Origin of the sequence: Aestuariivita sp. (genome assembly GCF_021404545.1) — a bacterium.
GTDB lineage: Bacteria > Pseudomonadota > Alphaproteobacteria > Rhodobacterales > Rhodobacteraceae > Aestuariivita.
Genome location: NZ_JAAWWD010000040.1, coordinates 25950 through 46280, shown reverse-complemented (window position 1 = coordinate 46280; position 20331 = coordinate 25950). Strand labels below are relative to the sequence as shown.

Here is a 20331-nt window from a genome sequence, read left to right as displayed (position 1 = left end):
TGCGCTGGATGCATGGCTCAGAGCTTGCCAAGCTGCCTGAGCTGCTTGCGATGCTGGATGATCTCATCCTGTACGAAGTCCCGAAAGGCAGCGATCCGCTTGGATTGGCGCAGCTCTTCGGGGTAGGCCAGAAACACCGGCACCTCGGCGCTGGCCAGATCGGGCAGCACGCGTACCAGATCGGGGAAATCCTCGGTCACGTAATCGGGCAGCACGCCGATGCCCAGATGATGGATCACACCCTGAAGCACACCGAAATAGTTGTTCACGGTCAACAGTGACCGGATGTCAAATGTCATCAGGTGCTGGACCAATGACGCCCCGGCGCCCACCTGGGCCGAGCTGGGGCTTTGGCAGATCAGTCGATGATCAGCAATATCGTCGATCTCTTGCGGGGTGCCTTCACGGTCAAGGTAGTCGCGTGATGCAAACAGCCCCATGCGGATCGACATCAGTTTCTTGCGGATCAGGTCGGCCTGGCTGGGCTCTTTCATGCGGATGGCCACATCGGCTTCGCGCATCGGCAGGTCCAGGACCCGCTCCTCCAACATCAGATCGACCTTGAGGTCGGGGTATTTCTCGTAAAGCTTGGGCAGGCGCGGGGCGAGCCACAGCGCGCCAAAGCCGAATGTGGTGGTGACCCGCAATTCGCCAAACACCTCCTCCTCGCTGTCGCGGATGCGCGCGGCGGCGGCGTCGAGCCGTTTGGCCATCGCGGCGGTGGCGTCGAACAACAGTTCCCCCTGTTCGGTGAGAATCAGGCCCCGCGCATGGCGGTGAAACAGGGTGGCATTCAGCGCCTCTTCAAGTGCGCGGATCTGGCGGCTGACCGCCGATTGTGACAGATTCAGCTTGTCACCCGCATGGGTCAGGCTGCCCGCATCCGCCACCGCGTGAAATATTCTGAGTTTGTCCCAGTCCATGTTTGAAACTTTCTTATACTTCGTCCCGATTTATAGGAACGCTTTGCCAAGGTCAGCCCCGCCAGGGGCAAAGCTGCGGTTTTTTTGCAGGTTTTTGTGGTCGGGTCAGTATTTGTGACCTATTATCCATAGTAGAATATGCAAGTCCATCCGCGTTGGGAGGCGCAAGATGAGCACTCAAAAAATCTCGCTAAATGACCGGTTCGATCTTGAGAAAGATCAGGTTCTGTTGAACGGAACGCAAGCCCTTGTGCGGCTGATGCTGATCCAGAGAGAGCGGGATCGTGCCGCCGGGCACAATACCGCCGGTCTGGTGACCGGGTATCGCGGCTCTCCGCTGGGGGCGGTCGACATGCAGATGATGCGCGCCGCGAAACATCTGGCGGCACAGGATGTGACGTTTCAGGCCGGCCTGAACGAGGATCTGGCCGCGACCGCGATCTGGGGCAGCCAACAGGCCGAACTGCGCGGCGAGGGCAAGTATGACGGGGTCTTTGGCCTGTGGTACGGCAAGGGGCCCGGGGTGGACCGCACCGGCGATGTGTTCCGGCATGCCAATATGGCAGGGACCAGCGCTCTGGGCGGTGTGCTGGTGGCGATGGGCGATGACCATACCGGCGAAAGCTCCACCGTGCTGCATCAATCGGAATGGGCGCTTATGGATGCCTATCTGCCGATCGTCAGCCCCGCAGGCGTGCAGGAGATCCTGGATTACGGGATCTACGGCTATGCGCTGAGCCGGTTTTCGGGGCTCTGGGTCGGCCTGAAAACGATGAAGGACACGGTGGAGGCGACCGCCGTGGTCGATGGCCGCCCGGATCGGATGCGCCTTCTGGCGCCCGCCTTCGATATGCCCGAGGGGGGGCTCAACATCCGCCTCGTCGACGACCGGCATCAACAGGAAGAGCGTCTGGTGCGCCACAAACGCTTTGCGGCCGAAGCGTTCTCGCATGCCAACCAGATGGACAAGCGGATCTGGGGCAAGCCCGGTGCCAAGATCGGCTTTGTCGCGGCGGGCAAGAACTGGCTCGATCTGATCCATGCGATGTCGCTGCTCAATATCGACGCCAACGAGGCGGAGCGTCTGGGCATCACGCTTTACAAGGTGGGTCAGACCTTCCCGCTGGATATGAAAGGGTTCAACGACTGGGCCGAAGGGCTCGACCTGATTGTGGTGGTCGAGGAAAAGCGCAAGCTGATCGAGGTGCAGATCAAGGAAGCGATCTTTGACGACCGGCGCGGGCGGCGCGTCTATGGCTGGTACAAGGGCGGGGCGGGATCGCTGCACCGCGAGGAGCTGTTCCCGACCCATGGCGATCTCAACCCGCATCTGATCGCCCAGCAACTGGGCGATATCCTGCTGGAGGAGGGGCGCGAGACCGCTGGCATCCGCGCGGGTCTGGCCGAACTGGATGCGGCGCGCCGCTCTGACAATGCCGAGGAGATCACCTCGCGGCTGCCCTATTTCTGCTCGGGCTGTCCGCACAACACCTCAACCAAGGTACCAGAAGGCAGCCGCGCCTATGCCGGGATCGGCTGCCATTTCATGGTCCAGTGGATGGATCGCGAGACATTGGGCTTTACCCATATGGGGGGCGAGGGCGCCAACTGGATCGGCGAGGCGCCGTTTTCCAAGCGCGATCATGTGTTTCAGAACCTGGGCGACGGCACCTATAATCATTCCGGCGTGCAGGCGATCCGTGCCGCTTTGGCCGCGGGCACCAAGATCACCTACAAGATCCTTTACAACGATGCGGTCGCCATGACCGGAGGGCAGAGCAACGAGGGCGATCTTTCCGCCCCCCAGATCGTGGCCGAGCTCAAGGCGATGGGGGTCGAGCATCTCGCCGTCGTTTATGACGAGAAAGAGGATGTCGATCCCAAGGCCTTTCCCGCCGGTGTGCCGCTGCATGAGCGCATCGAGATGATGAAGGTCCAGCAGGAGATGGAGACCAAGGACGGCGTCAGCGCCATCGTCTATGTCCAGACCTGCGCCGCCGAAAAGCGCCGCCGCCGCAAGCGCGGCACCTTCCCCGACCCCGATCGGCGCGTCTTCATAAACACCGATGTCTGCGAAGGCTGCGGCGATTGCGGGGTGCAGTCGAACTGCGTCTCTATCGTGCCGAAGGAAACCGAACTGGGGCGCAAGCGCGCAATCGACCAATCCTCATGCAACAAGGATTTTTCCTGCCTCAAGGGGTTCTGCCCCTCCTTTGTCACGCTGGAAGGGGCCAAGGTGAAGAAAGAGGCGACCACGGCGCTGGAACTGCCCGAACTGCCGCTGGCCGAACTGCCCGTGATCGATGGCACCCATAACGTGGTGATCACCGGGGTGGGGGGCACCGGCGTTGTCACCATCGGCGCGGTGCTGGCGCAAGCGGCACAGATCGACGGCAAGGGGGCGGGCATGATGGAGATGGCAGGCCTCGCCCAGAAAGGGGGCGCTGTGCATATCCATTGCCGCATTGCCGAAAACCCCGACGATATCAGCGCCATCCGCGTGGCGACCGGCGAGGCGCATGCCCTGATCGGCGGCGATCTGGTGGTCAGCGCAGGATCCAAGACGCTGGGGCTGACGCGCACCGGCCAGACCGGAGCGGTGGTCAACAGCCATGAGATTATCACGGGCGATTTCACCCGCGACACAGAATTTGCCCTGCCTTCGGATCGGTTGCAGGTGGCCTTGCAGGCCCGGTTGCAGGATCGTGTCGATCTTTTCGATGCGTCGGATCTGGCCAAGGTGACGATGGGTGATTCGATCTTTTCCAACATGATGGTCTTTGGCGCGGCCTGGCAGCGCGGCCTGATCCCGCTCAGCCTCGATGCGATCCAGGCGGCGATTGATCTCAACGGGGCTGCGGTCGAGAAAAACCTGCGCGCCTTCGATATCGGACGCTGGGCGGTGCTCTATCCAGCCGAGGTCGAGAGGATCCTGAAACCCACGATCATCTCCCTGCCCAAGACGCTGGAGGAAAAGATCGCCTATCGCGCCGATCATCTGGTGGCCTATCAGGGCAAGCGGCTGGCCAAGCGCTATGCCAAAATGCTGGGCCAGATCGGGGATCCGGCGCTGAAAGAGGCGGTGGCCAAGGGCTATCACAAGCTGCTGGCCTATAAGGATGAATATGAGGTCGCGCGGCTGCATCTGTCGACCTATGAAAAGGCGCGCGCCGAATTTGACGGGGATTTCCAGATGAAATTCCATCTTGCCCCGCCGATCTTGTCCAAGATGGGGCCCGAGGGACGTCCGCTGAAAAAGGAATACGGGCCGGGCATGATGCGCAATTTCCGCATCCTGGCCAAGCTCAAGGGTCTGCGGGGCACGCCGCTCGATCCGTTTGGGCGCACGGCGGAACGCAGGATGGAACGCGCGCTGATCAAGCAATATGAGGCGGATATGAAAGAAGTTCTGCCCAAACTGACCGATCAGACCCGCGAGGCGATCATCGCGCTGGCCGAGCTGCCGCTACAGATCCGGGGCTTTGGCCCTGTCAAGGAGGCCAACGAAGCCAAAGCCGCCAAACGCCGCGAAGAACTGTTGAGCGTGATCCGGCAGGGCGGGCCGCAGATGGCAAAGGCTGCCGAGTAATACCGTCACACGGATGTCACAGGGGCTGGGCAGAACGTGATTTCAATCGTAAGAAGCGGTTGAGATAACGGAGGGCGGCTCATGCCCGCACGTCGGCACATCGCCCGCGACATCAGCTATGCCCATTCCGCCGAAACGCGGGGTGGTCGGGTTATGATCCGCCTTATGGAAAACACCACAGGGCGGCTGCGGCTGATCAAGCGCGCGGATGGGTACGAGCGTGAAGTGGCCAAGGGCCGTGATTTCTGGGAGGTGATGACCGACCGCTATGGTCTGACGCTTGATGTCGCGGGCGGCGCGCTGTCGAACATTCCCCAGGACGGGCCGCTGGTTTTGATCGCGAACCACCCTTACGGCATTCTGGATGGCCTGATGATGGGCCATATCCTGAGCGAGACGCGCGGCGATTTCCGTATTCTGGCGCACCGGGTGTTCCGCAAGGCCGAGGATCTGAACCGGATCATTCTGCCGATCTCGTTTGACGAGACCAAGGAGGCCGTCAAACAGAACCTGAAGACGCGCAAGAGCGCGTTGAATTACCTTTCGGAGGGGGGGGCCATCGGGATCTTTCCCGGCGGTACGGTCAGCACGGCGGCCAAGCCGTTCTCGCAGCCGATGGATCCGGGCTGGCGCGGGTTTACCGCGCGGATGATCGCCAAGAGCCGCGCCACCGTGGTGCCGGTGTTCTTCGAGGGGCATACCTCGCGGCTGTTCCAGATCGCCAGCCACATGCACAACACGCTGCGGATGGGTCTGTTGATCAAGGAGTTCAAGAAACGTGTCGACACTCCGGTGCGGGTGGTGGTGGGAGAGCCCATCGGTCGCGATATTCTGGATCCGATGTCGAAAGACACCAAATCGCTGATGGATTTCCTGCGAAAAGCGACGTATGAGCTGTCGCCAGAGCCGCTGAGGTCTTATGACTACGGCTATGAATTCGAGGAACGGCATCGCGCCTGAACACCATGGCTGTTGGTATTTTTGATTCCGGTCTGGGCGGTCTGACCGTTCTGGACGCCGCGCAAAAGCGCCTGCCCGAGATGGAGTTCCTCTATTTCGCCGACAGCGCCCATGCCCCCTATGGTGTGCGCGATGCCGACGATATCCATGATCTGACCCAGACGGCGGTACGCGCGTTGTGGGACCGGGGCGTCGATCTGGTGATCCTGGCCTGTAACACGGCCTCCGCCGCCGCGCTGCGGCGCATGCAGGAGGGCGGTCTGCCCCCGGGCAAGCGCGTGCTGGGCGTGTTCGTGCCGTTGATCGAGGCGCTGACCGAACGGCAATGGGGCGACAACTCCCCCCCGCGCGAGGTCGCAGTGCAGCATGTGGCGCTTTTTGCGACCCCCGCCACGGTGGCGAGCCGGGCGTTTCAGCGTGAACTGGCCTTCCGCGCCATTGGCGTGGATGTAGAGGCGCAGGCCTGTGGCGGCGTGGTCGACGCCATTGAAGAAGGCGACATGATCCTGGCCGAGGCGCTGGTACGTTCCCATGTGGATGCGCTCAAACGCAAGATGCCCGATCCGCAGGCCGCCGTTCTGGGCTGCACGCATTATCCGCTGATGGCGGACGTGTTTCAGGATGCATTGGGCGCGCATGTCAGGGTATTCTCTCAGGCCGATCTGGTGGCCGACAGCCTTGCCGATTATCTGACCCGGCATCCTGACATGCTGGGCAGTGGCGATGCCGGGTTCCTGACCACGGGCAATGCGCGCAAGGTGTCGGATCGCGCGACGCAGTTCTTGCGACGACGGATCGCTTTTGACCCGGCCTGATGGCCTCTTCCTGCTTTTTGACAGTTGACCTGACGCTGGACCTCATTCAGCGCATCCGAGAACGGACACGAACATGACCCATAACGTCGCTATTCTGGGCGCCTCCGGCTATACCGGCGCCGAACTCATCCGGCTGATCGCCGGACATCCCACGATCGAGATCGCGGCCCTGGCTGCGGACCGTAAGGCAGGCATGCACATGGCGCAGGTTTTTCCGCATCTGCGCCATATGGAGCTGCCAAAGCTCTGTAAGATCGACGAGATCGACTTTGCGGCGATTGACCTGTGTTTTTGCGCGCTGCCCCACAAAACCAGCCAGCAGGTGATTTCTGCCCTGCCTGCGGATCTAAAGATCATCGACCTTTCGGCGGATTTCCGGCTGCGCGACCCGGAGGCCTATGCCACATGGTACGGCAACGCCCATAGCGCGGTGGAGATGCAGCGGGAGGCGGTTTACGGGCTGACGGAGTTCTACCGCGAACAGATCGCGCAGGCCCGGCTGGTGGCGGGCACGGGGTGTAACGCGGCCGCGGGGCAGTTCGCCCTGCGGCCGCTGATCGCCGCCGGTGTGATCGATCTCGATGAGATCATTCTGGACCTGAAATGCGCAGTGTCGGGGGCAGGGCGGTCGCTGAAGGAAAACCTGCTGCATGCGGAACTGTCCGAGGGCTATCACGCCTATGCGGTGGGCGGCACGCACCGGCATCTGGGGGAGTTCGATCAGGAGTTCTCGCGCCTCGCGGGGCGGCCCGTGCAGGTTCAGTTCACCCCGCATCTGATCCCCGCCAACCGGGGCATTCTGGCTACGGCCTATCTGAGGGGCGAGGCGCAGGCGATCCACCGGGCCTTTGCCGAGGCCTATGCCGATGAGCCGTTTCTTGCCGTGCTGCCTCTGGGCGAGACACCTTCGACCCATCATGTGCGCGGCTCGAACTTTTGCCATATCGGCGTGGTGCCCGACCGGATTACGGGCCGGACCATCGTGGTCACGGTGCTGGATAACCTGACAAAAGGTAGCAGTGGGCAGGCGTTGCAAAATGCTAACCTGATCTTAGGTGAGTCGGAGACGGAAGGGCTGTTGATGGCCCCCCTGTTCCCATGAGGGTGACATGAAGAGCTTGAAGAAACAGCGGCGGATCCAGGTGATCGCGGTGGCGACCGTGGCGCTGATCCTGTCGACGGCAATGATCGGCTATGCGATGCGCGACGGCATCAACTTTTTCCGCGCACCCAGTCAGATCATGGCCGAACCGCCGGGGCCCGATGAGGTATTTCGCATCGGCGGGTTGGTCGAGGAAGGCTCGATCATACGCGGTGAGGGCAAGACCATTCGGTTTTCGGTGACCGATGGCGGGGCCTCGGTGCCGGTGACGTTCACGGGGGTCCTGCCGGATCTGTTTACCGAGAATGAAGGCATGGTGGGCACAGGAAGCTATATCAACGGTGTCTTTGAAGCCACGGAAATCCTTGCCAAACATGACGAAACCTACATGCCCGCCGAGGTGATCGACGCGCTCAAGGAGCAAGGTATCTACAAAGAGCGGGGCTCGGAGGGCGCGGGTTACGGCGAGACCGGGTATGGGGCGGCCAGCGACAGCTGAATGGCCCCTGCGGGGCCATGCCTTCGGCGCGTATTTTTGGCAAGAAGAAGCAGGGGACTGTTTGAAGCGCGCGGTGCTCTAGCCGCGCGTTAATCATTTTTGGGCAGCGTCGGGCCGTGAAAACACGGGAGCTGCGCGATGATGACAGTACGGCAGATTGCCGAAGAGATTGTTGACCGGGAGGGCGGGTTTGTGAACGATCCCGACGATCCCGACGATCCCGGCGGGGCGACCAAGTTCGGTGTCACGATCCACACCATGCGGCGGTTGGGTTTGGATCTGACCGGCGATGGTGAGATCGACGTGGCGGATATACGTGCGCTGAGCCGGTCGCAGGCGGTCGAGATCTTCATCACGCATTACTTTGACAAACCGCGGATCGGCCTTCTGCCGGAGATTTTGCGGCCCAGCGTGTTTGACATGTATGTCAATGCGGGCGGCAACGCGGTCAAGATCCTGCAACGGCTTTTGCGCGACATGGGTTACGCGGTAGCGGTCGATGGCGCGCTTGGCCCCCAGACGGCCGGGGCGGCGCAGGATGCGGCAGCGCCCGATCCGATTGCGCTGCGCGATGCCTATGGGGTGGCGCGGCGCAACTATTACTTCCGCATCGCGGATCGCCGTCCGGCCAGCCGCAAATACGCGCGCACCCGGGCGGGCGGCAAGGGCGGATGGATCACGCGCGCCGAAGAGTTCCTGAGCCCACGTTATCATCTGAGTGGGGACGCGTTCCGCGCGCGGGTGGCGTCATGGGTCTGATCGGGCGTCTGTTAAGCGCGCTGTTTGGAGATGGGCGCAATGTGGTGGTTGAGACGGCGGAGGTCTTTCGCGAAAATGCCGAGGCCGGAGCCGCGCGCGCGGTGGCGGCGCAATCCCAGGCGATGCAGCAATTCGGGGCGGAATTCGCGGGCGCCCGCCGCGGCGGGTTCGACCGGATCATGGATGCGGTCAACCGGGTGCCGCGCCCTGCGCTGGCACTGGGGACCTTGGGATTGTTTCTGGCCGCGATGATCGACCCGCTGTGGTTTGCCGAGCGGATGCAGGGCATTGCCCTGGTGCCCGAGCCGCTTTGGTGGTTGCTGGGGGTGATCGTGTCGTTTTACTTTGGGGCCCGCCACCAGACCAAGTCCCAGGATTTTCAACGCGAACTGGCAACAACCATCGCGCGGGTGCCAGAGGTCATGGCCAATATCGGCACATTGCGCGAAATGCGGGCAGACACACCCGGCGTTGCCGGTACCGGCGTCGATGCCGATCTGGGCGTTGCGGCGATGCGCGCGGATGCCAATCCCGCCTTGGATGCCTGGAAGAACGCGCGCCTGCGCTGAGCCTGCCCGCGACAATGTGATCTATTCGCACCGAAAGCGTTTGGCGCGGCCTGCGGCGGTCTCTATATTCGCCATATGATTACAGAGCTTGGACATTTCGCGCTCATCCTCGCCTTTATGGTGGCGATTGTGCAGACCGTCGTTCCCCTGGTCGGGGCGCATAAACGCTGGACAGGGTGGATGGCGGTGGCCGAACCGGCCGCGATGATCCAGTTCTTGTTGACCGCCTTTGCCTTTGCGGCGCTGACCTGGGCTTTTGTGACTTCGGATTTCTCGCTCAGACTGGTGACGCTGAACAGCCATTCCGCCAAACCGATGATCTACAAGATCACCGGCACATGGGGGAACCACGAAGGGTCGATGCTGCTTTGGGTGCTGATCGTTGCCCTCTTTGGGGCGATGGCTGCATGGTTCGGGGGGAATCTGCCGCCCACGCTCAAGGCGCGGGTGCTGGCGGTGCAGGCGTCGATCGGCGTTGCGTTTTTCGCCTTTATCATCTTTACCTCGAACCCGTTTTTGCGACTGGCCGTGCCGCCGCTGGACGGGCAGGATCTGAACCCGCTTTTGCAGGATCCGGGTTTGGCGTTTCACCCGCCGTTCCTCTATCTGGGATATGTCGGCCTTTCGATGGCGTTCTCCTTTGCGGTGGCTGCCCTGATAGAGGGGCGCGTGGACGCCGCCTGGGGACGTTGGGTGCGCCCCTGGACACTGGCGGCCTGGGTGTTTTTGACCATCGGCATCGGCATGGGGTCCTGGTGGGCCTATTACGAGCTGGGCTGGGGCGGTTTCTGGTTCTGGGATCCGGTCGAGAATGCTTCGTTCATGCCCTGGCTGCTGGCGGCGGCGCTGCTTCATTCGGCGATCGTGGTGGAAAAACGCGAGGCGCTGAAAAGCTGGACCATCCTGTTGGCGATCCTGGCATTCGGGTTCAGCCTTGTGGGGACGTTCATCGTCCGCTCGGGGCTGCTCACCTCGGTGCATGCCTTTGCAAATGACCCTGAGCGGGGCGTCTTTATCCTGATGATCATGGTGTTCTTCACCGGTGGCGCGCTGACCTTGTATGCCCTGCGCGCCCGCGCGATGGAGGCCAAGGGCGTCTTTGGCGTCGTCAGCCGCGAGAGCGCTCTTCTGGCCAATAACGTCCTGTTGGCGGTGAGCTGTTTCGTGGTCTTTGTCGGCACCATGTGGCCGGTGATTGCCGAGATGTTCTTTGACCGCAAGCTGACCGTCGGGCCGCCGTTCTTCGACATGGCGTTCACGCCGTTCATGGTGGTGTTGGGTCTGATCCTGCCGGTTGGGGCGATGATCCCCTGGAAACGCGGATCGCTGGGCAAGGCCTGGCGTCCGTTGCGCATTCCCTTTGTGTTTGCGCTGGCCCTCGGTGCGCTGGTCTGGGCAATCCAGACAGATCGCAGTGCGCTGGGTCCGCTGGGCGTCTTTATGGGCGCATGGATCACCATGGGTGCGGTGATCGATCTGTGGTCGCGCACAGGAAAAACCCGCGATCTGAGCCGGTTGACCCGTCTGCCGCGCGCCGATTGGGGCAAGGCTACCGCGCATTTCGGCATGGGTGTGACCTTTTTCGCCATCTGTGGGCTGGTCGCATGGAAACAGGACGACATCCGCGTGGTCCAGATCGGCGAAACCTTCGAGGTGGCCGGGTTCACCATGACGCTTGACGATGTGCGCGATGTTCAGGGACCCAATTACTACTCCACGATGGGCTTTATCACGCTCGAAAAGAACGGGCGCGCGCTGGGTCAGCTGCGCCCGGAAAAGCGGGAATATCCAGTAGCCCAGATGCCCACAACCGAAGCGGCGATTGATTACCGCGTGTTCCGCGACGTTTATGTGGTGATCGGCGATCCGCAGGCCAATGGCGGCTGGGTGATCCGGACTTACGTCAAACCGTTCGCGAACTGGATGTGGGCAGGCACGCTTCTGATGTCACTGGGCGGGCTTCTCAGTCTGACCGATCGGCGGTTCCGGGTGGCGGCAGGGGCGCGCAAGGTGCCGGACGGGGTGCCCGCGGAATGAGGGGCTGGATCCAAGCGACGGTGCTGGGCCTTGTTCTGGCGTTGCCGGTTCTTGCAGTACCCGTGCAGGCCGTTCAACCCGACGAGATCCTTGCCGATCCGGCCCTTGAGGAGCGAGCGCGCGAGCTTTCCAAGGGGCTCAGATGTCTGGTTTGCCGGAACGAAAGCATCGATGAAAGCAATGCCGATCTGGCCCGTGACCTGCGCCTTTTGGTGCGTGAACGGCTGGTGGCCGGAGACGATGATGACGAGGTGATCACCTTCGTGGTCGACCGGTATGGCGAATATGTGCTGCTTCAGCCCAAATTCACCGGCTCGAACTGGCTTTTATGGGCGGCGGGGCCCTTCATGCTGCTGCTGGCGGCGGCGGTCGCGTTCACCTATCTGCGTGGCCGCGAAAAGGCCGAACCCTTGCAGGAGGCCGGGCTGAGCCCGGAAGAGAGCGCGCGGCTCAAACGTATTCTAGAGGAATGACGCGCGGTTGGGCTGGCGCTCCGGCGCGCGATCCGTAGAGTGTCCCCCGAACGACAAGGATCGCAGGGGAGACCGGTCATGGACTACCAGACCATCACGCTTGAAACCACCGACGGCGTGGCCGTTCTGACGCTGAACCGGCCGGAAAAGTACAACGCGCTGACCACGCAGATGCGGGCCGAGGTCGCCCATGCCGCCAGGGCGGCGGGGCAGGCGGCGCGGGTGCTGGTGATTACCGGCGCAGGCAAGGCCTTTTGTTCGGGCCAGGATCTGGGCGACCGGGCAAGCGCCGCAAACCTCGATCTGGAACGGACGCTGCGCGATGAATACGGTCCGATGCTGCGCGCGATCTATGATTGCCCGGTGCCGACGATCGCGGCGGTGAACGGTGCGGCTGCCGGGGCCGGGGCCAATATGGCGTTGGCCGCCGATGTGGTCATCGCGTCCGAAGAGGCCTATTTCCTCCAGGCCTTTACCCGGATCGGTCTGATCCCCGATGCGGGCGGAACCTATTTCATGCCGCGCCAGATGGGATCGGCCAAGGCGATGGGCGCGGCCCTGTTCGCCGACAAGATCACCGCGCGTCAGGCCGATGACTGGGGCATGATCTGGGAAGCGGTGCCTGCGTCGTCATTTGAGGCCAGTTGGAAGGCCCGGGCCGCCCATCTCGCATCGGGTCCGACCGAAGCCTACAGGGCGGTCAAGGAGGCCATTCGCGGCAGCTGGGACAACACGCTCGATGCACAGCTGACCCAAGAGGCGAAATTGCAAGGTGCCTGCGGCAAGTCGCGCGACTTCAAGGAAGGGGTCCTGGCCTTTACCGAAAAACGCCCCGCCCGGTTCGAGGGGCGCTGAGGTCTCGCTCATCGTGGGATGATCTGCCGTTGCGCCCGGGTCAGTCAGACCGGGCGCGCATGGCAGTGCGCACATCGCGCCGATAGCTGCGCCCGACGGGAATCGCTTCACCTGATCTGAGCATCAGTTTCGGCGCGCCGTCGCGGTAGACCACCCGGTCCATTTGGGCAAAGGCAACCCACCAGGATTTATGTACGCGCATTCCAAGCGGGCCCAACGCGTCTGCGGCCTGGGTCATCGAGCTTCGGACAAGCGCCTCTCCAAGGGTGGTTTGCGCTCGGACATAGTGATCCTGCGCATGCAGCAGGATCAGGTCCTGCCCGATCTGCGCTGGAAGCCGTGCACGCCAATCGGGGCCAGTCCCGAGGGTTTCGGGGTGCGGGGGAGGATCTGCCTGCCTTGTCGCGATCACCTCGTATAGCCCCGCGATCATCACGGCGATGATGCAGGCATTGGGCAGCATCCGCCAGGTGGCGCCCAGGAATGGGTCGCCGGAGAACACGACCTCCAGCCCACCCAGCAGGACCGCGATCGCGCCACCCCCACCGAGCCCGCCAAGACCGATGGAAAGGTACGGCCCAAGCCCCAGATCCTCAAGCCACGTGGACAGGGTCATCGACGTGAGCAGGCCCAGCCAGAACCCGCCCAAGGCAGCGCAGGTCCAATAGAGCACGCGCTCGGGCAGGGACATCGACAGATAGGTGCCAAAGGGCCCGGTCAGCGCGATGAGGGCCGTCACCGTAAAAAGGATCAGCCAGAAGCGCGCGCTTTGGCCCAGCGTTCGCGCCTCGCTCAGGGCAAAGCGGATCGGCGTATCGTTCACGAGATTCTATATGTCATTGACGACTCGCCGCTTTGAAAAGGGATTGCGCGATCATACCCAAAGGCCGGACATGACCAAAAGCACGAAAGGCATACAAATATCGCGAAACGCCTGGCCCTGCGCATCGGCCTCGGCGTTCTTGGCCTTCTCCTCATTCTCGCGATCGGCGGCGGGATCTGGCTGCGAGATTCGCTCTATTGGGCGGGCAATACGCAGTTCTTCGAGGCGAACAGGGTGGAGGCTTTCCGCGCTATGGACAGGGCCTTGCCGTATCGCGACGTTCAGGCAAGGCCGTCTGTCTTGGGGGGGTGAGAAGGCCACGCACCCCGTGCCAGAGACATATGTCTATCATGGCGAACCTCACCAGATCTCCGGGTTTCTGGACGAGACGGTCACAACCGGTCTCTTGGTCATCCGGCAAGGCGCCATCACGCATGAGGAGTACCGGATGGGCGTGACGATCCGCGATGCGCTGACCATGTCCTCTGGCGTGGCCTTCGACAAGGCCTATGACAGTCCGATTTCGGATGTGAACCGGCTCTTTTTCACGTTGGCGGTCGGCATACCGATGACAGAGACGCTGGCCGGGTTGGAGCGCGTGCGTGTGCCTGGCGCCTATAACGACCATATCAGCTCAGACAGTATTGCCTTGGGCCTGGTGCTGGAGGCCGCGACAGGCATGCCTGCGCAGAGCTATCTCGAAACCCGTCTCTGGGGGCCGATGCGGACGCGTTCTGGGGCACCGGGCGGGCCGGGGTTGTTCTGCTGTTTTGCTGTCTGAATGCCGCGTTGCGCGATTACGGTCGGTTCGCGCGCCAGTTTCTGGAGGACGGTGGGCGGGACGGCACGCAAATCGTGCAACGCGATTGGGTCGCGCGGTCGACCCGGCCCTTTGCGCCGCATCTGGAGCCGGGCGACAACCCGGCCTCGTCCTGGACCTTTGGGTAGGGGTATCACTGGTGGGTGCCCGAAAACCCGCGTGACGAGGTCCTCGCTATCGGTATCTGGGGCCAATACCTCTATGTGGACCGCACCCGCGCATTGGTGATCGTAAAAACCAGCGTGGATTACGATTTCGACATCCGCGATCACGAAACGGTCGAGGTCTTTCGCGCGATTGCCGGGGCCGGGGATCCAGGGGGGGGTAGAGGTCCGGCGCGGCGGGCCCTTCCGGACAAGGAAAAAAGCCGCCCCAATCCGGGACGGCTTTCAGCGCTTTGAGAGGTCGATCAGCGGTTCTCGATATCCACATAATCCCGCGCGGTCTCGCCCAGATAGAGCTGGCGCGGACGGCCGATCTTGTTTTGCGGATCGGCGATCATCTCTTTCCACTGGCTGATCCAGCCCACCGTGCGGCTCAGCGCGAAGATCGGCGTGAACATCGACGTGGTAAAGCCCATCGCCTCAAGAATGATGCCGGAATAGAAGTCGACATTGGGGAAGAGCTTCTTTTCGGCGAAATACTCATCCTCCAGCGCGATCCGCTCCAGTTCCTTTGCGACCTGCAAAAGGGGGTTGTTCTCGATCCCCAGCAGATCCAGAACCTCATCGGCGGATTGCTTCATCACTGTCGCGCGCGGATCGAAGTTCTTATAGACCCGGTGGCCAAATCCCATCAGGCGGAACGGGTCGTCCTTGTCCTTGGCCCGCGCTATGAATTCGGGGATCCGGTCAACCGTCCCGATTTCCTTGAGCATTTCCAGACAGGCCTGATTGGCACCGCCATGGGCCGGGCCCCAAAGGCAGGCGATGCCTGCCGCGATACAGGCAAACGGGTTGGCCCCGGAACTGGACGCAAGCCGCACGGTCGAGGTCGAGGCGTTCTGCTCGTGATCGGCATGCAGGATAAAGATGCGGTCCATCGCGCGGCTGAGGATCGGATCGACATGATATTCCTCGGCCGGGACGGCAAAGCACATATGCAGGAAGTTGGCCGCATAATCGAGATCGTTGCGCGGATAGACGAAAGGCTGGCCGATGGAGTATTTATACGCCCAGGCGGCAATTGTGGGCATCTTGGCGATCAGCCGGTGCGAGGCAATCTCGCGCTGCTGGGGATCGGCGATATCGGTGCTGTCATGGTAGAACGCGGACATCGCGCCCACGACACCCACCATGATCGCCATCGGATGCGCGTCACGCCGGAAGCCGCGGAAGAAATTCACCATCTGTTCGTGCAGCATGGTGTGCCGGGTGATCGTCAGCTCGAAATCTTCGAGCGCGGCGGCAGTCGGCAATTCGCCGTAAAGCAACAGATAGCAGATTTCGAGGTAATGTGATTTGCTGGCAAGCTGATCAATCGGATAGCCGCGGTGCAACAGCTCTCCCTTGCCGCCATCAATGAAGGTGATGGTCGAATCGCACGATGCGGTCGATGTGAACCCCGGATCATAGGTGAACACGCCCGCCTCGCCATAAAGCTTGCGGATATCGATCACGTCCGGCCCTGCGGTGGGCGAGAATATCGGCAAGGCATAGCTTTGATCGCCAATTGTCAAAGTGGCGGATTTCTTGGCATCAGTCATGGCTGTCCCTTTCTTTGTCCAGCGGCGCGGCCCGGCCCCTGCCGGTCCCACGCTTGGGCCAATATCGCGCCAAAAAACTCAGACGCATGGCCGGTGTTACTGTGGCAGTGTGAACGGTTTGTTACGCACCGCCCTGTGCCGCCTGTGCCAGACGGGCGAGGCTTTCCTCTTGTCCCAGAACCAGCATCATGTCGAAAACCGAAGGGGTCACTGATCGTCCGGCCAGCGCAGCCCTCAGCGGACCTGCCAATTTGCCGAACTTGGTTCCCTGCGCCTCGGCAAAGGCATTCAGAACCTCCTCCAGGTCGTTCCGCGTCCAGCTAGCACTTTGCAGATGCGGCGTCAATTCTGACAGTATACCACGGGATACTGAATCAAGGGCCTTGGCGGCCTTCTCATCCGGTTCAATCGGACGTGACGCCAGAACAAAGTGTGCCTTTTCAAGGAGTTCTGAAAAAGTGCGCGCGCGATCCTTGAGGCAATACATCGCACGGCCCAAATCGGTTACCTGAGCCTCGGTCAGGGCGTTTTGCCCAGCCGCATGCAAATAGGCGACGATGTCACGCTGCAATGCAGCATCATCCGTGATTGCGATATGCTGGCCCGACAGGTTTTCCAGCTTCTTGATATCGAAACGTGCGGGGCTTTTGCCGATGCCATCCAGATCGAACCAGTCGCGGGCCTGGGCATCGGTGAAGAACTCGTCATCTCCGTGGCTCCAGCCCAGCCGCGCAAGATAGTTGCGCATGCCTGCCGCCGGGTATCCCATGGCCTGATACTCCTGCGCGCCCAGGGCGCCGTGGCGTTTGCTCAGTTTTTTGCCGTCGGGTCCGTGGATCAAGGGAATGTGCGCCCAAACGGGGATCTCCCAGCCCATCGCCCGATAGATCATCATCTGCCGCGCCGCGTTGTTGAGGTGATCGTCGCCCCGGATCACATGGGTCACGCCCATATCGTGGTCATCCACCACAACCGCCAGCATATAGACGGGCGTTCCGTCCGACCGCAGCAATACCATATCGTCCAGCTGATCGTTGCGGATCGTCACATCTCCCTGCACCTGATCGGCGATCACTGTCCTGCCCTCTTGCGGGGCCTTGATGCGAAGGACGAAGGGCGCATCGGGATGGGTCGCGGGATCGGCGTCACGCCAGGGCGAGCGATAGAGGGTCGAGGTTCCCTTGGCCCGGGCAGCCTCGCGAAAGGATGTAATGTCCTCCTGGGTGGCAAAGCATTTATAGGCATGGCCCTTGGCCAGCAGATCCCGCGCCACCTCCGCATGCCGGTCGGCGCGTGCGAACTGGCTGATCGGGTCCCCATCCCAGTCAAGTCCCAGCCAGCTCAACCCCTGAAGGATGGCATCCGTCGCTTCGGGCGTCGAACGGGCGCGGTCCGTATCCTCGATCCTGAGCAGGAATTTGCCGCCCCGCCCCCGTGCGTAAAGCCAGTTGAAAAGCGCCGTGCGCGCGCCGCCGATATGCAGAAATCCGGTGGGCGAGGGAGCAAAACGGGTGACGACAGGCGCGGACATGAGGCGAGTTTACCTTTTGATAACCATGTGGGGAGTAGGGTCCGGAACTGTCTAGCGATCCCGGCCTTTGGGGGCAAGTATGCGTCTTGTTGCGCGGTTGGATCTGATCCTGCTGACCCAGCGCGGGCATCTCTTTCCGTGGGCGCCGATCTGTTTGGCCTGCGGCATCGGGGTCTTCTTCGCGCTGCGGTTCGAGCCGGGGCCGATCCACTATGCTGTGGCCCTGTGTGTGGGGGTGGCCGCGGCGCTGCTGGCGCTGCGCTGGCCTGGTGGCCTTGCGGCGCTGGGATGGGCCGTCTGCCTTGCGGTATTGGGGTTTTCGGCGGCCGGTCTGCGCACCCATGCCGTCGCCGGTCCGGTGCTCGACTGGCGCTATTATGGCCCGATCGAAGGGCGGGTCGTGGGTCTGGACCGCTCATCCTCGGACGCAGTGCGCGTGCGCCTGGACCAGGTCGTGCTGGAGCGTGTCTCGCGGGCCAAGGCCCCGGATCAGGTACGCATTGCCCTGCATGGGGACGCGCCCGGATTTGCGATCCGGCCCGGTCAGCGGATCATGACCACAGGTCACCTTTCGCCCCCCGGCGGGCCGGTGGAGCCGGGAGGGTTCGACTTTCGCCGCCATGCCTGGTTTCAGGGACTTGGGGCCGTCGGATATACGCGTAACCCGGTTCTGCTGGCCGCCCCGGCGCAAGAGGGACGCGCGGGCGTGCGGGTGCTGGCGCTGCGAATGGCGGCATCGGCCCGCATCATCGAGGTGCAGGGCGGCGATATCGGCGGGTTTGGCGCGGCAGTCACGACCGGTGATCGCAGCGGGGTCAGTCAGGAGGCGCTGGATTGGCTGCGGGCGTCCAACACTGCGCATCTGCTGGCAATCTCGGGGTTGCATATGGGGCTGTTGGCCGGGTTCGTCTATGCCATCCTGCGCTATGGGCTGGCGCTGATCCCCTATCTCGCACTGCGCTGGCCGACGCGCAAACTGGCCGCAGGCGGTGCATTGGCCGCCGCTGCGGGGTACCTGACGCTTTCGGGCGGAAATGTCGCGACCGAGCGGGCCTTTGTCATGGCCGCCGTCATGCTGGTGGCCGTGATGGTCGACCGCCGGGCCTTTTCCTTGCGGTCGGTGGCGTTGGCGGCGCTGATCGTGCTGGCTTTGCGCCCCGAGGCGCTGATGGGGCCAGGGTTCCAGATGTCCTTTGCCGCGACGACCGCATTGGTTGCGACCTACGGGGTGATGCGCGACCAGAACTGGAGCCTGCCGGGCCCCGGTTGGCTGCAGGCCGCTCTGGGCGTGCTCCTGTCGTCGTTCATTGCGGGGGCGGCGACGGCACCGGTGGGGGCGGCGCATTTCAACGCCATCGCGCATTATGGTCTCTTGGCCAATTTCCTCTCAGTGCCGCTGATGGGGACCGTGGTGGTGCCGGCGGCGGTGCTTGCGGTGTGCCTTGCCCCGTTCGGGCTCGAGGCAGTGGGCCTGTGGGTCATGGGGTGGGGGATCCGGTGGATCCTCTGGGTGGCGGAACGTGTTGCCGGTCTGGAGGGTGCGCGGTCGTTTGTGGCCAGCCCCGATGGCCCGGTGCTGCCGCTCCTGGCTCTGGGTGCGCTCTTTGTGGTGCTCTGGCAGGGGCGGGCGCGGGCCCTGGGGGTTGTGCCGATGGGTCTGGCGGTCCTGTTGTGGGCGGCGTCGGAGCGGCCCCAGGTCCTGATCGCCGAAGGCGGGCAGTTGATCGGCATCATGACCGAGGCGGGGCGGGCTGTCTCAAAACCGCGCGGGGCAGGATTCGTGGCGCGGACCTGGCTGGAAAACGATGGTGATCCGGTGCCGCAACCGACGGCCGCCGCGCGTTGGGCCGACAGTGGTGGCGTCGCGCGTGCACGGGTCGGCGGATGGGAAGTGATCCACCTGACCGGCAAGCGCGCCGCACGCGGGTTCAACGAATGCAGGCCGGGTCAGCTGATCGTGAGCGCCGCCGAGGTCACCGTTTCGGGCGCCTGCGATCTTTATGGCCCCGCGCGTCTGAAATCACTGGGCAGCATGGCGCTGCACAATGGTATGCTGATCACGGCGCGGGAGGTGACGGGAACCCGCCTCTGGAGTGGCACACGCGCCCCTGCAGGGGCCTTGCGGACTGCGTCATCGGGCTCAGGCGGCGATCAATAGGTGCGGATCAGACCCACGAGCCGACCTTGCACCTTGACCTTATCATCGGGCAGCAAGCGCGGTTCATAGGCCGGGTTGGCTGCCTCCAGTGCTATGGCGTTGCCTTTGCGGAAAAAGCGTTTCAGCGTTGCCTCCTGATCCTCGACCAGGGCCACGACGATATCGCCATTATCGGCGGTCGAGGTCTCGCGGATCACCACCACATCGCCATCGTTGATCCCGGCGTCGATCATCGAATCGCCTTTGACTTCAAGCGCATAGTGATTGTCCGAGCCCGACAGCATCTGTGCGGGCACCGCGACCTGATGCAAGACCTCACTGATGGCGGCAATCGGCACACCGGCGGCGATCCGTCCCATGACAGGCAATTCGACCGCATGAATGTCCACAGGCTGTGCATTGGCGGGCGTGGTATCGGGCCGATCCCCCTCGATCACACGCGGGGTAAAGCCTGCGCGGGCGTTTCCACTCAGCGAGTCGGGCAATTTCACAATCTCAATCGCACGGGCGCGGTGCGCGAGACGCCGGATAAAGCCACGCTCCTCCAACGCGGTAATCAGGCGATGGATGCCTGATTTGGAGCGCAGATCCAGCGCCAGTTTCATTTCATCAAAGCTGGGCGGCACACCGTCGCGCTGCACGCGCTTGTGGATGAATTCCAGCAGATCCAGTTGTTTCTTGGTAAGCATGCTCGGTTACCTCATCTGAGTGGG

General features: G+C 62.6%; 19 protein-coding genes. 14 read left to right on the top strand and 5 right to left on the bottom strand.

Going from position 1 to position 20331, the window contains the following annotated elements; translation table 11 throughout:
* Positions 1–17: 17 nt before the first annotated feature.
* Positions 18–923 carry a LysR family transcriptional regulator gene (locus tag HEP69_RS13840; protein ID WP_290559137.1) on the bottom strand — a complete coding sequence of 302 codons (906 nt, stop codon included), beginning with the start codon at positions 921–923 and terminating at the stop codon, positions 18–20.
* Between the two features lie 169 nt (positions 924–1092).
* Here HEP69_RS13840 and HEP69_RS13835 point away from each other — a divergent pair, with 169 nt between their 5' ends.
* The 10 genes from HEP69_RS13835 to HEP69_RS13790 all read left to right on the top strand — a co-directional run bounded on the left by HEP69_RS13835 (position 1093) and on the right by HEP69_RS13790 (position 12581).
* Positions 1093–4512 carry an indolepyruvate ferredoxin oxidoreductase family protein gene (locus HEP69_RS13835; RefSeq protein WP_290559136.1) on the top strand — a complete coding sequence of 1140 codons (3420 nt, stop codon included), beginning with the start codon at positions 1093–1095 and terminating at the stop codon, positions 4510–4512.
* An 81-nt stretch (positions 4513–4593) separates the two neighbouring features.
* Positions 4594–5472, top strand: coding sequence for a lysophospholipid acyltransferase family protein (locus HEP69_RS13830; protein WP_290559135.1), 879 nt, complete (start codon positions 4594–4596; stop codon positions 5470–5472).
* 5 nt (positions 5473–5477) lie between these two features.
* Complete coding sequence (murI, locus tag HEP69_RS13825) at positions 5478–6287, top strand: glutamate racemase (protein WP_290559134.1); 810 nt, start codon at positions 5478–5480, stop codon at positions 6285–6287.
* A gap of 73 nt (positions 6288–6360) precedes the next feature.
* Positions 6361–7389, top strand: a complete 1029-nt coding sequence (argC, locus tag HEP69_RS13820) for an N-acetyl-gamma-glutamyl-phosphate reductase (protein ID WP_290559133.1) — start codon at positions 6361–6363, stop codon at positions 7387–7389.
* Positions 7390–7396: 7 nt separating this feature from the next.
* On the top strand, positions 7397–7888 hold the full coding sequence (gene ccmE, locus HEP69_RS13815; RefSeq protein WP_290559132.1) for a cytochrome c maturation protein CcmE: 492 nt from the start codon (positions 7397–7399) through the stop codon (positions 7886–7888).
* Positions 7889–8026: 138 nt separating this feature from the next.
* Entirely contained in the window at positions 8027–8647 is a 621-nt protein-coding gene (locus tag HEP69_RS13810; protein WP_290559131.1) for a holin-associated N-acetylmuramidase, read from the top strand.
* Positions 8638–9216: a holin family protein gene (locus HEP69_RS13805; protein WP_290559130.1), complete on the top strand. Its 579-nt coding sequence runs from the start codon at positions 8638–8640 to the stop codon at positions 9214–9216. The genes HEP69_RS13810 and HEP69_RS13805 overlap by 10 nt, the downstream gene beginning before the upstream one ends.
* A 75-nt stretch (positions 9217–9291) precedes the next feature.
* Positions 9292–11253 (top strand): heme lyase CcmF/NrfE family subunit, encoded by a 1962-nt coding sequence (locus HEP69_RS13800; protein WP_290559129.1) that lies wholly within the window; start codon positions 9292–9294, stop codon positions 11251–11253.
* Positions 11250–11726: a cytochrome c-type biogenesis protein gene (locus HEP69_RS13795; protein WP_290559128.1), complete on the top strand. Its 477-nt coding sequence runs from the start codon at positions 11250–11252 to the stop codon at positions 11724–11726. Before HEP69_RS13800 ends, HEP69_RS13795 begins: the two co-directional genes overlap by 4 nt.
* 78 nt (positions 11727–11804) lie before the next feature.
* Entirely contained in the window at positions 11805–12581 is a 777-nt protein-coding gene (locus HEP69_RS13790; protein WP_290559127.1) for an enoyl-CoA hydratase-related protein, read from the top strand.
* A 40-nt stretch (positions 12582–12621) separates the two neighbouring features.
* Here HEP69_RS13790 and HEP69_RS13785 read toward each other — a convergent pair whose 3' ends face one another.
* Complete coding sequence (locus HEP69_RS13785; protein ID WP_290559126.1) at positions 12622–13404, bottom strand: LytTR family DNA-binding domain-containing protein; 783 nt, start codon at positions 13402–13404, stop codon at positions 12622–12624.
* Between the two features lie 328 nt (positions 13405–13732).
* Between HEP69_RS13785 and HEP69_RS13780 the strand changes: the two genes are divergently transcribed.
* The 3 genes from HEP69_RS13780 to HEP69_RS13770 are packed head-to-tail and all read left to right on the top strand — an operon-like array spanning position 13733 to position 14625.
* Entirely contained in the window at positions 13733–14185 is a 453-nt protein-coding gene (locus tag HEP69_RS13780; protein WP_290559125.1) for a serine hydrolase, read from the top strand.
* 8 nt (positions 14186–14193) lie between these two features.
* Entirely contained in the window at positions 14194–14352 is a 159-nt protein-coding gene (locus HEP69_RS13775) for a hypothetical protein (protein ID WP_290559124.1), read from the top strand.
* A 15-nt stretch (positions 14353–14367) separates the two neighbouring features.
* A complete protein-coding gene (locus HEP69_RS13770) occupies positions 14368–14625 on the top strand; it encodes a hypothetical protein (RefSeq protein ID WP_290559123.1) in 258 nt (85 codons plus the stop codon).
* An 8-nt stretch (positions 14626–14633) separates the two neighbouring features.
* Here the strand turns inward: HEP69_RS13770 and gltA are convergent, their stop codons facing one another.
* Together gltA and gltX are read right to left on the bottom strand one after the other, a co-directional pair.
* Positions 14634–15929 (bottom strand): citrate synthase, encoded by a 1296-nt coding sequence (gene gltA, locus HEP69_RS13765; RefSeq protein WP_290559122.1) that lies wholly within the window; start codon positions 15927–15929, stop codon positions 14634–14636.
* Positions 15930–16050: 121 nt separating this feature from the next.
* Positions 16051–17460, bottom strand: coding sequence for a glutamate--tRNA ligase (gene gltX / locus HEP69_RS13760; RefSeq protein ID WP_290559121.1), 1410 nt, complete (start codon positions 17458–17460; stop codon positions 16051–16053).
* Between the two features lie 79 nt (positions 17461–17539).
* On the opposite strand from gltX, the gene HEP69_RS13755 reads away from it, so the two are divergent.
* A complete protein-coding gene (locus tag HEP69_RS13755) occupies positions 17540–19618 on the top strand; it encodes a ComEC/Rec2 family competence protein (protein ID WP_290559120.1) in 2079 nt (692 codons plus the stop codon).
* Here the strand turns inward: HEP69_RS13755 and lexA are convergent.
* On the bottom strand, positions 19612–20307 hold the full coding sequence (gene lexA / locus HEP69_RS13750; RefSeq protein WP_290559119.1) for a transcriptional repressor LexA: 696 nt from the start codon (positions 20305–20307) through the stop codon (positions 19612–19614). The genes HEP69_RS13755 and lexA overlap by 7 nt on opposite strands.
* Between the last annotated feature and the right edge of the window lie 24 nt (positions 20308–20331).

Bases quoted from the DNA above. Each gene is read 5' to 3' on its own strand.
- HEP69_RS13840 (WP_290559137.1), bottom strand. From the start codon at position 923: ATGGACTGGGACAAACTCAGAATATTTCACGCGGTGGCGGATGCGGGC.
- HEP69_RS13835 (WP_290559136.1), top strand. From the start codon at position 1,093: ATGAGCACTCAAAAAATCTCGCTAAATGACCGGTTCGATCTTGAGAAA.
- HEP69_RS13830 (WP_290559135.1), top strand. From the start codon at position 4,594: ATGCCCGCACGTCGGCACATCGCCCGCGACATCAGCTATGCCCATTCC.
- murI (WP_290559134.1), top strand. From the start codon at position 5,478: ATGGCTGTTGGTATTTTTGATTCCGGTCTGGGCGGTCTGACCGTTCTG.
- argC (WP_290559133.1), top strand. From the start codon at position 6,361: ATGACCCATAACGTCGCTATTCTGGGCGCCTCCGGCTATACCGGCGCC.
- ccmE (WP_290559132.1), top strand. From the start codon at position 7,397: ATGAAGAGCTTGAAGAAACAGCGGCGGATCCAGGTGATCGCGGTGGCG.
- HEP69_RS13810 (WP_290559131.1), top strand. From the start codon at position 8,027: ATGATGACAGTACGGCAGATTGCCGAAGAGATTGTTGACCGGGAGGGC.
- HEP69_RS13805 (WP_290559130.1), top strand. From the start codon at position 8,638: ATGGGTCTGATCGGGCGTCTGTTAAGCGCGCTGTTTGGAGATGGGCGC.
- HEP69_RS13800 (WP_290559129.1), top strand. From the start codon at position 9,292: ATGATTACAGAGCTTGGACATTTCGCGCTCATCCTCGCCTTTATGGTG.
- HEP69_RS13795 (WP_290559128.1), top strand. From the start codon at position 11,250: ATGAGGGGCTGGATCCAAGCGACGGTGCTGGGCCTTGTTCTGGCGTTG.
- HEP69_RS13790 (WP_290559127.1), top strand. From the start codon at position 11,805: ATGGACTACCAGACCATCACGCTTGAAACCACCGACGGCGTGGCCGTT.
- gltA (WP_290559122.1), bottom strand. From the start codon at position 15,929: ATGACTGATGCCAAGAAATCCGCCACTTTGACAATTGGCGATCAAAGC.
- gltX (WP_290559121.1), bottom strand. From the start codon at position 17,460: ATGTCCGCGCCTGTCGTCACCCGTTTTGCTCCCTCGCCCACCGGATTT.
- HEP69_RS13755 (WP_290559120.1), top strand. From the start codon at position 17,540: ATGCGTCTTGTTGCGCGGTTGGATCTGATCCTGCTGACCCAGCGCGGG.
- lexA (WP_290559119.1), bottom strand. From the start codon at position 20,307: ATGCTTACCAAGAAACAACTGGATCTGCTGGAATTCATCCACAAGCGC.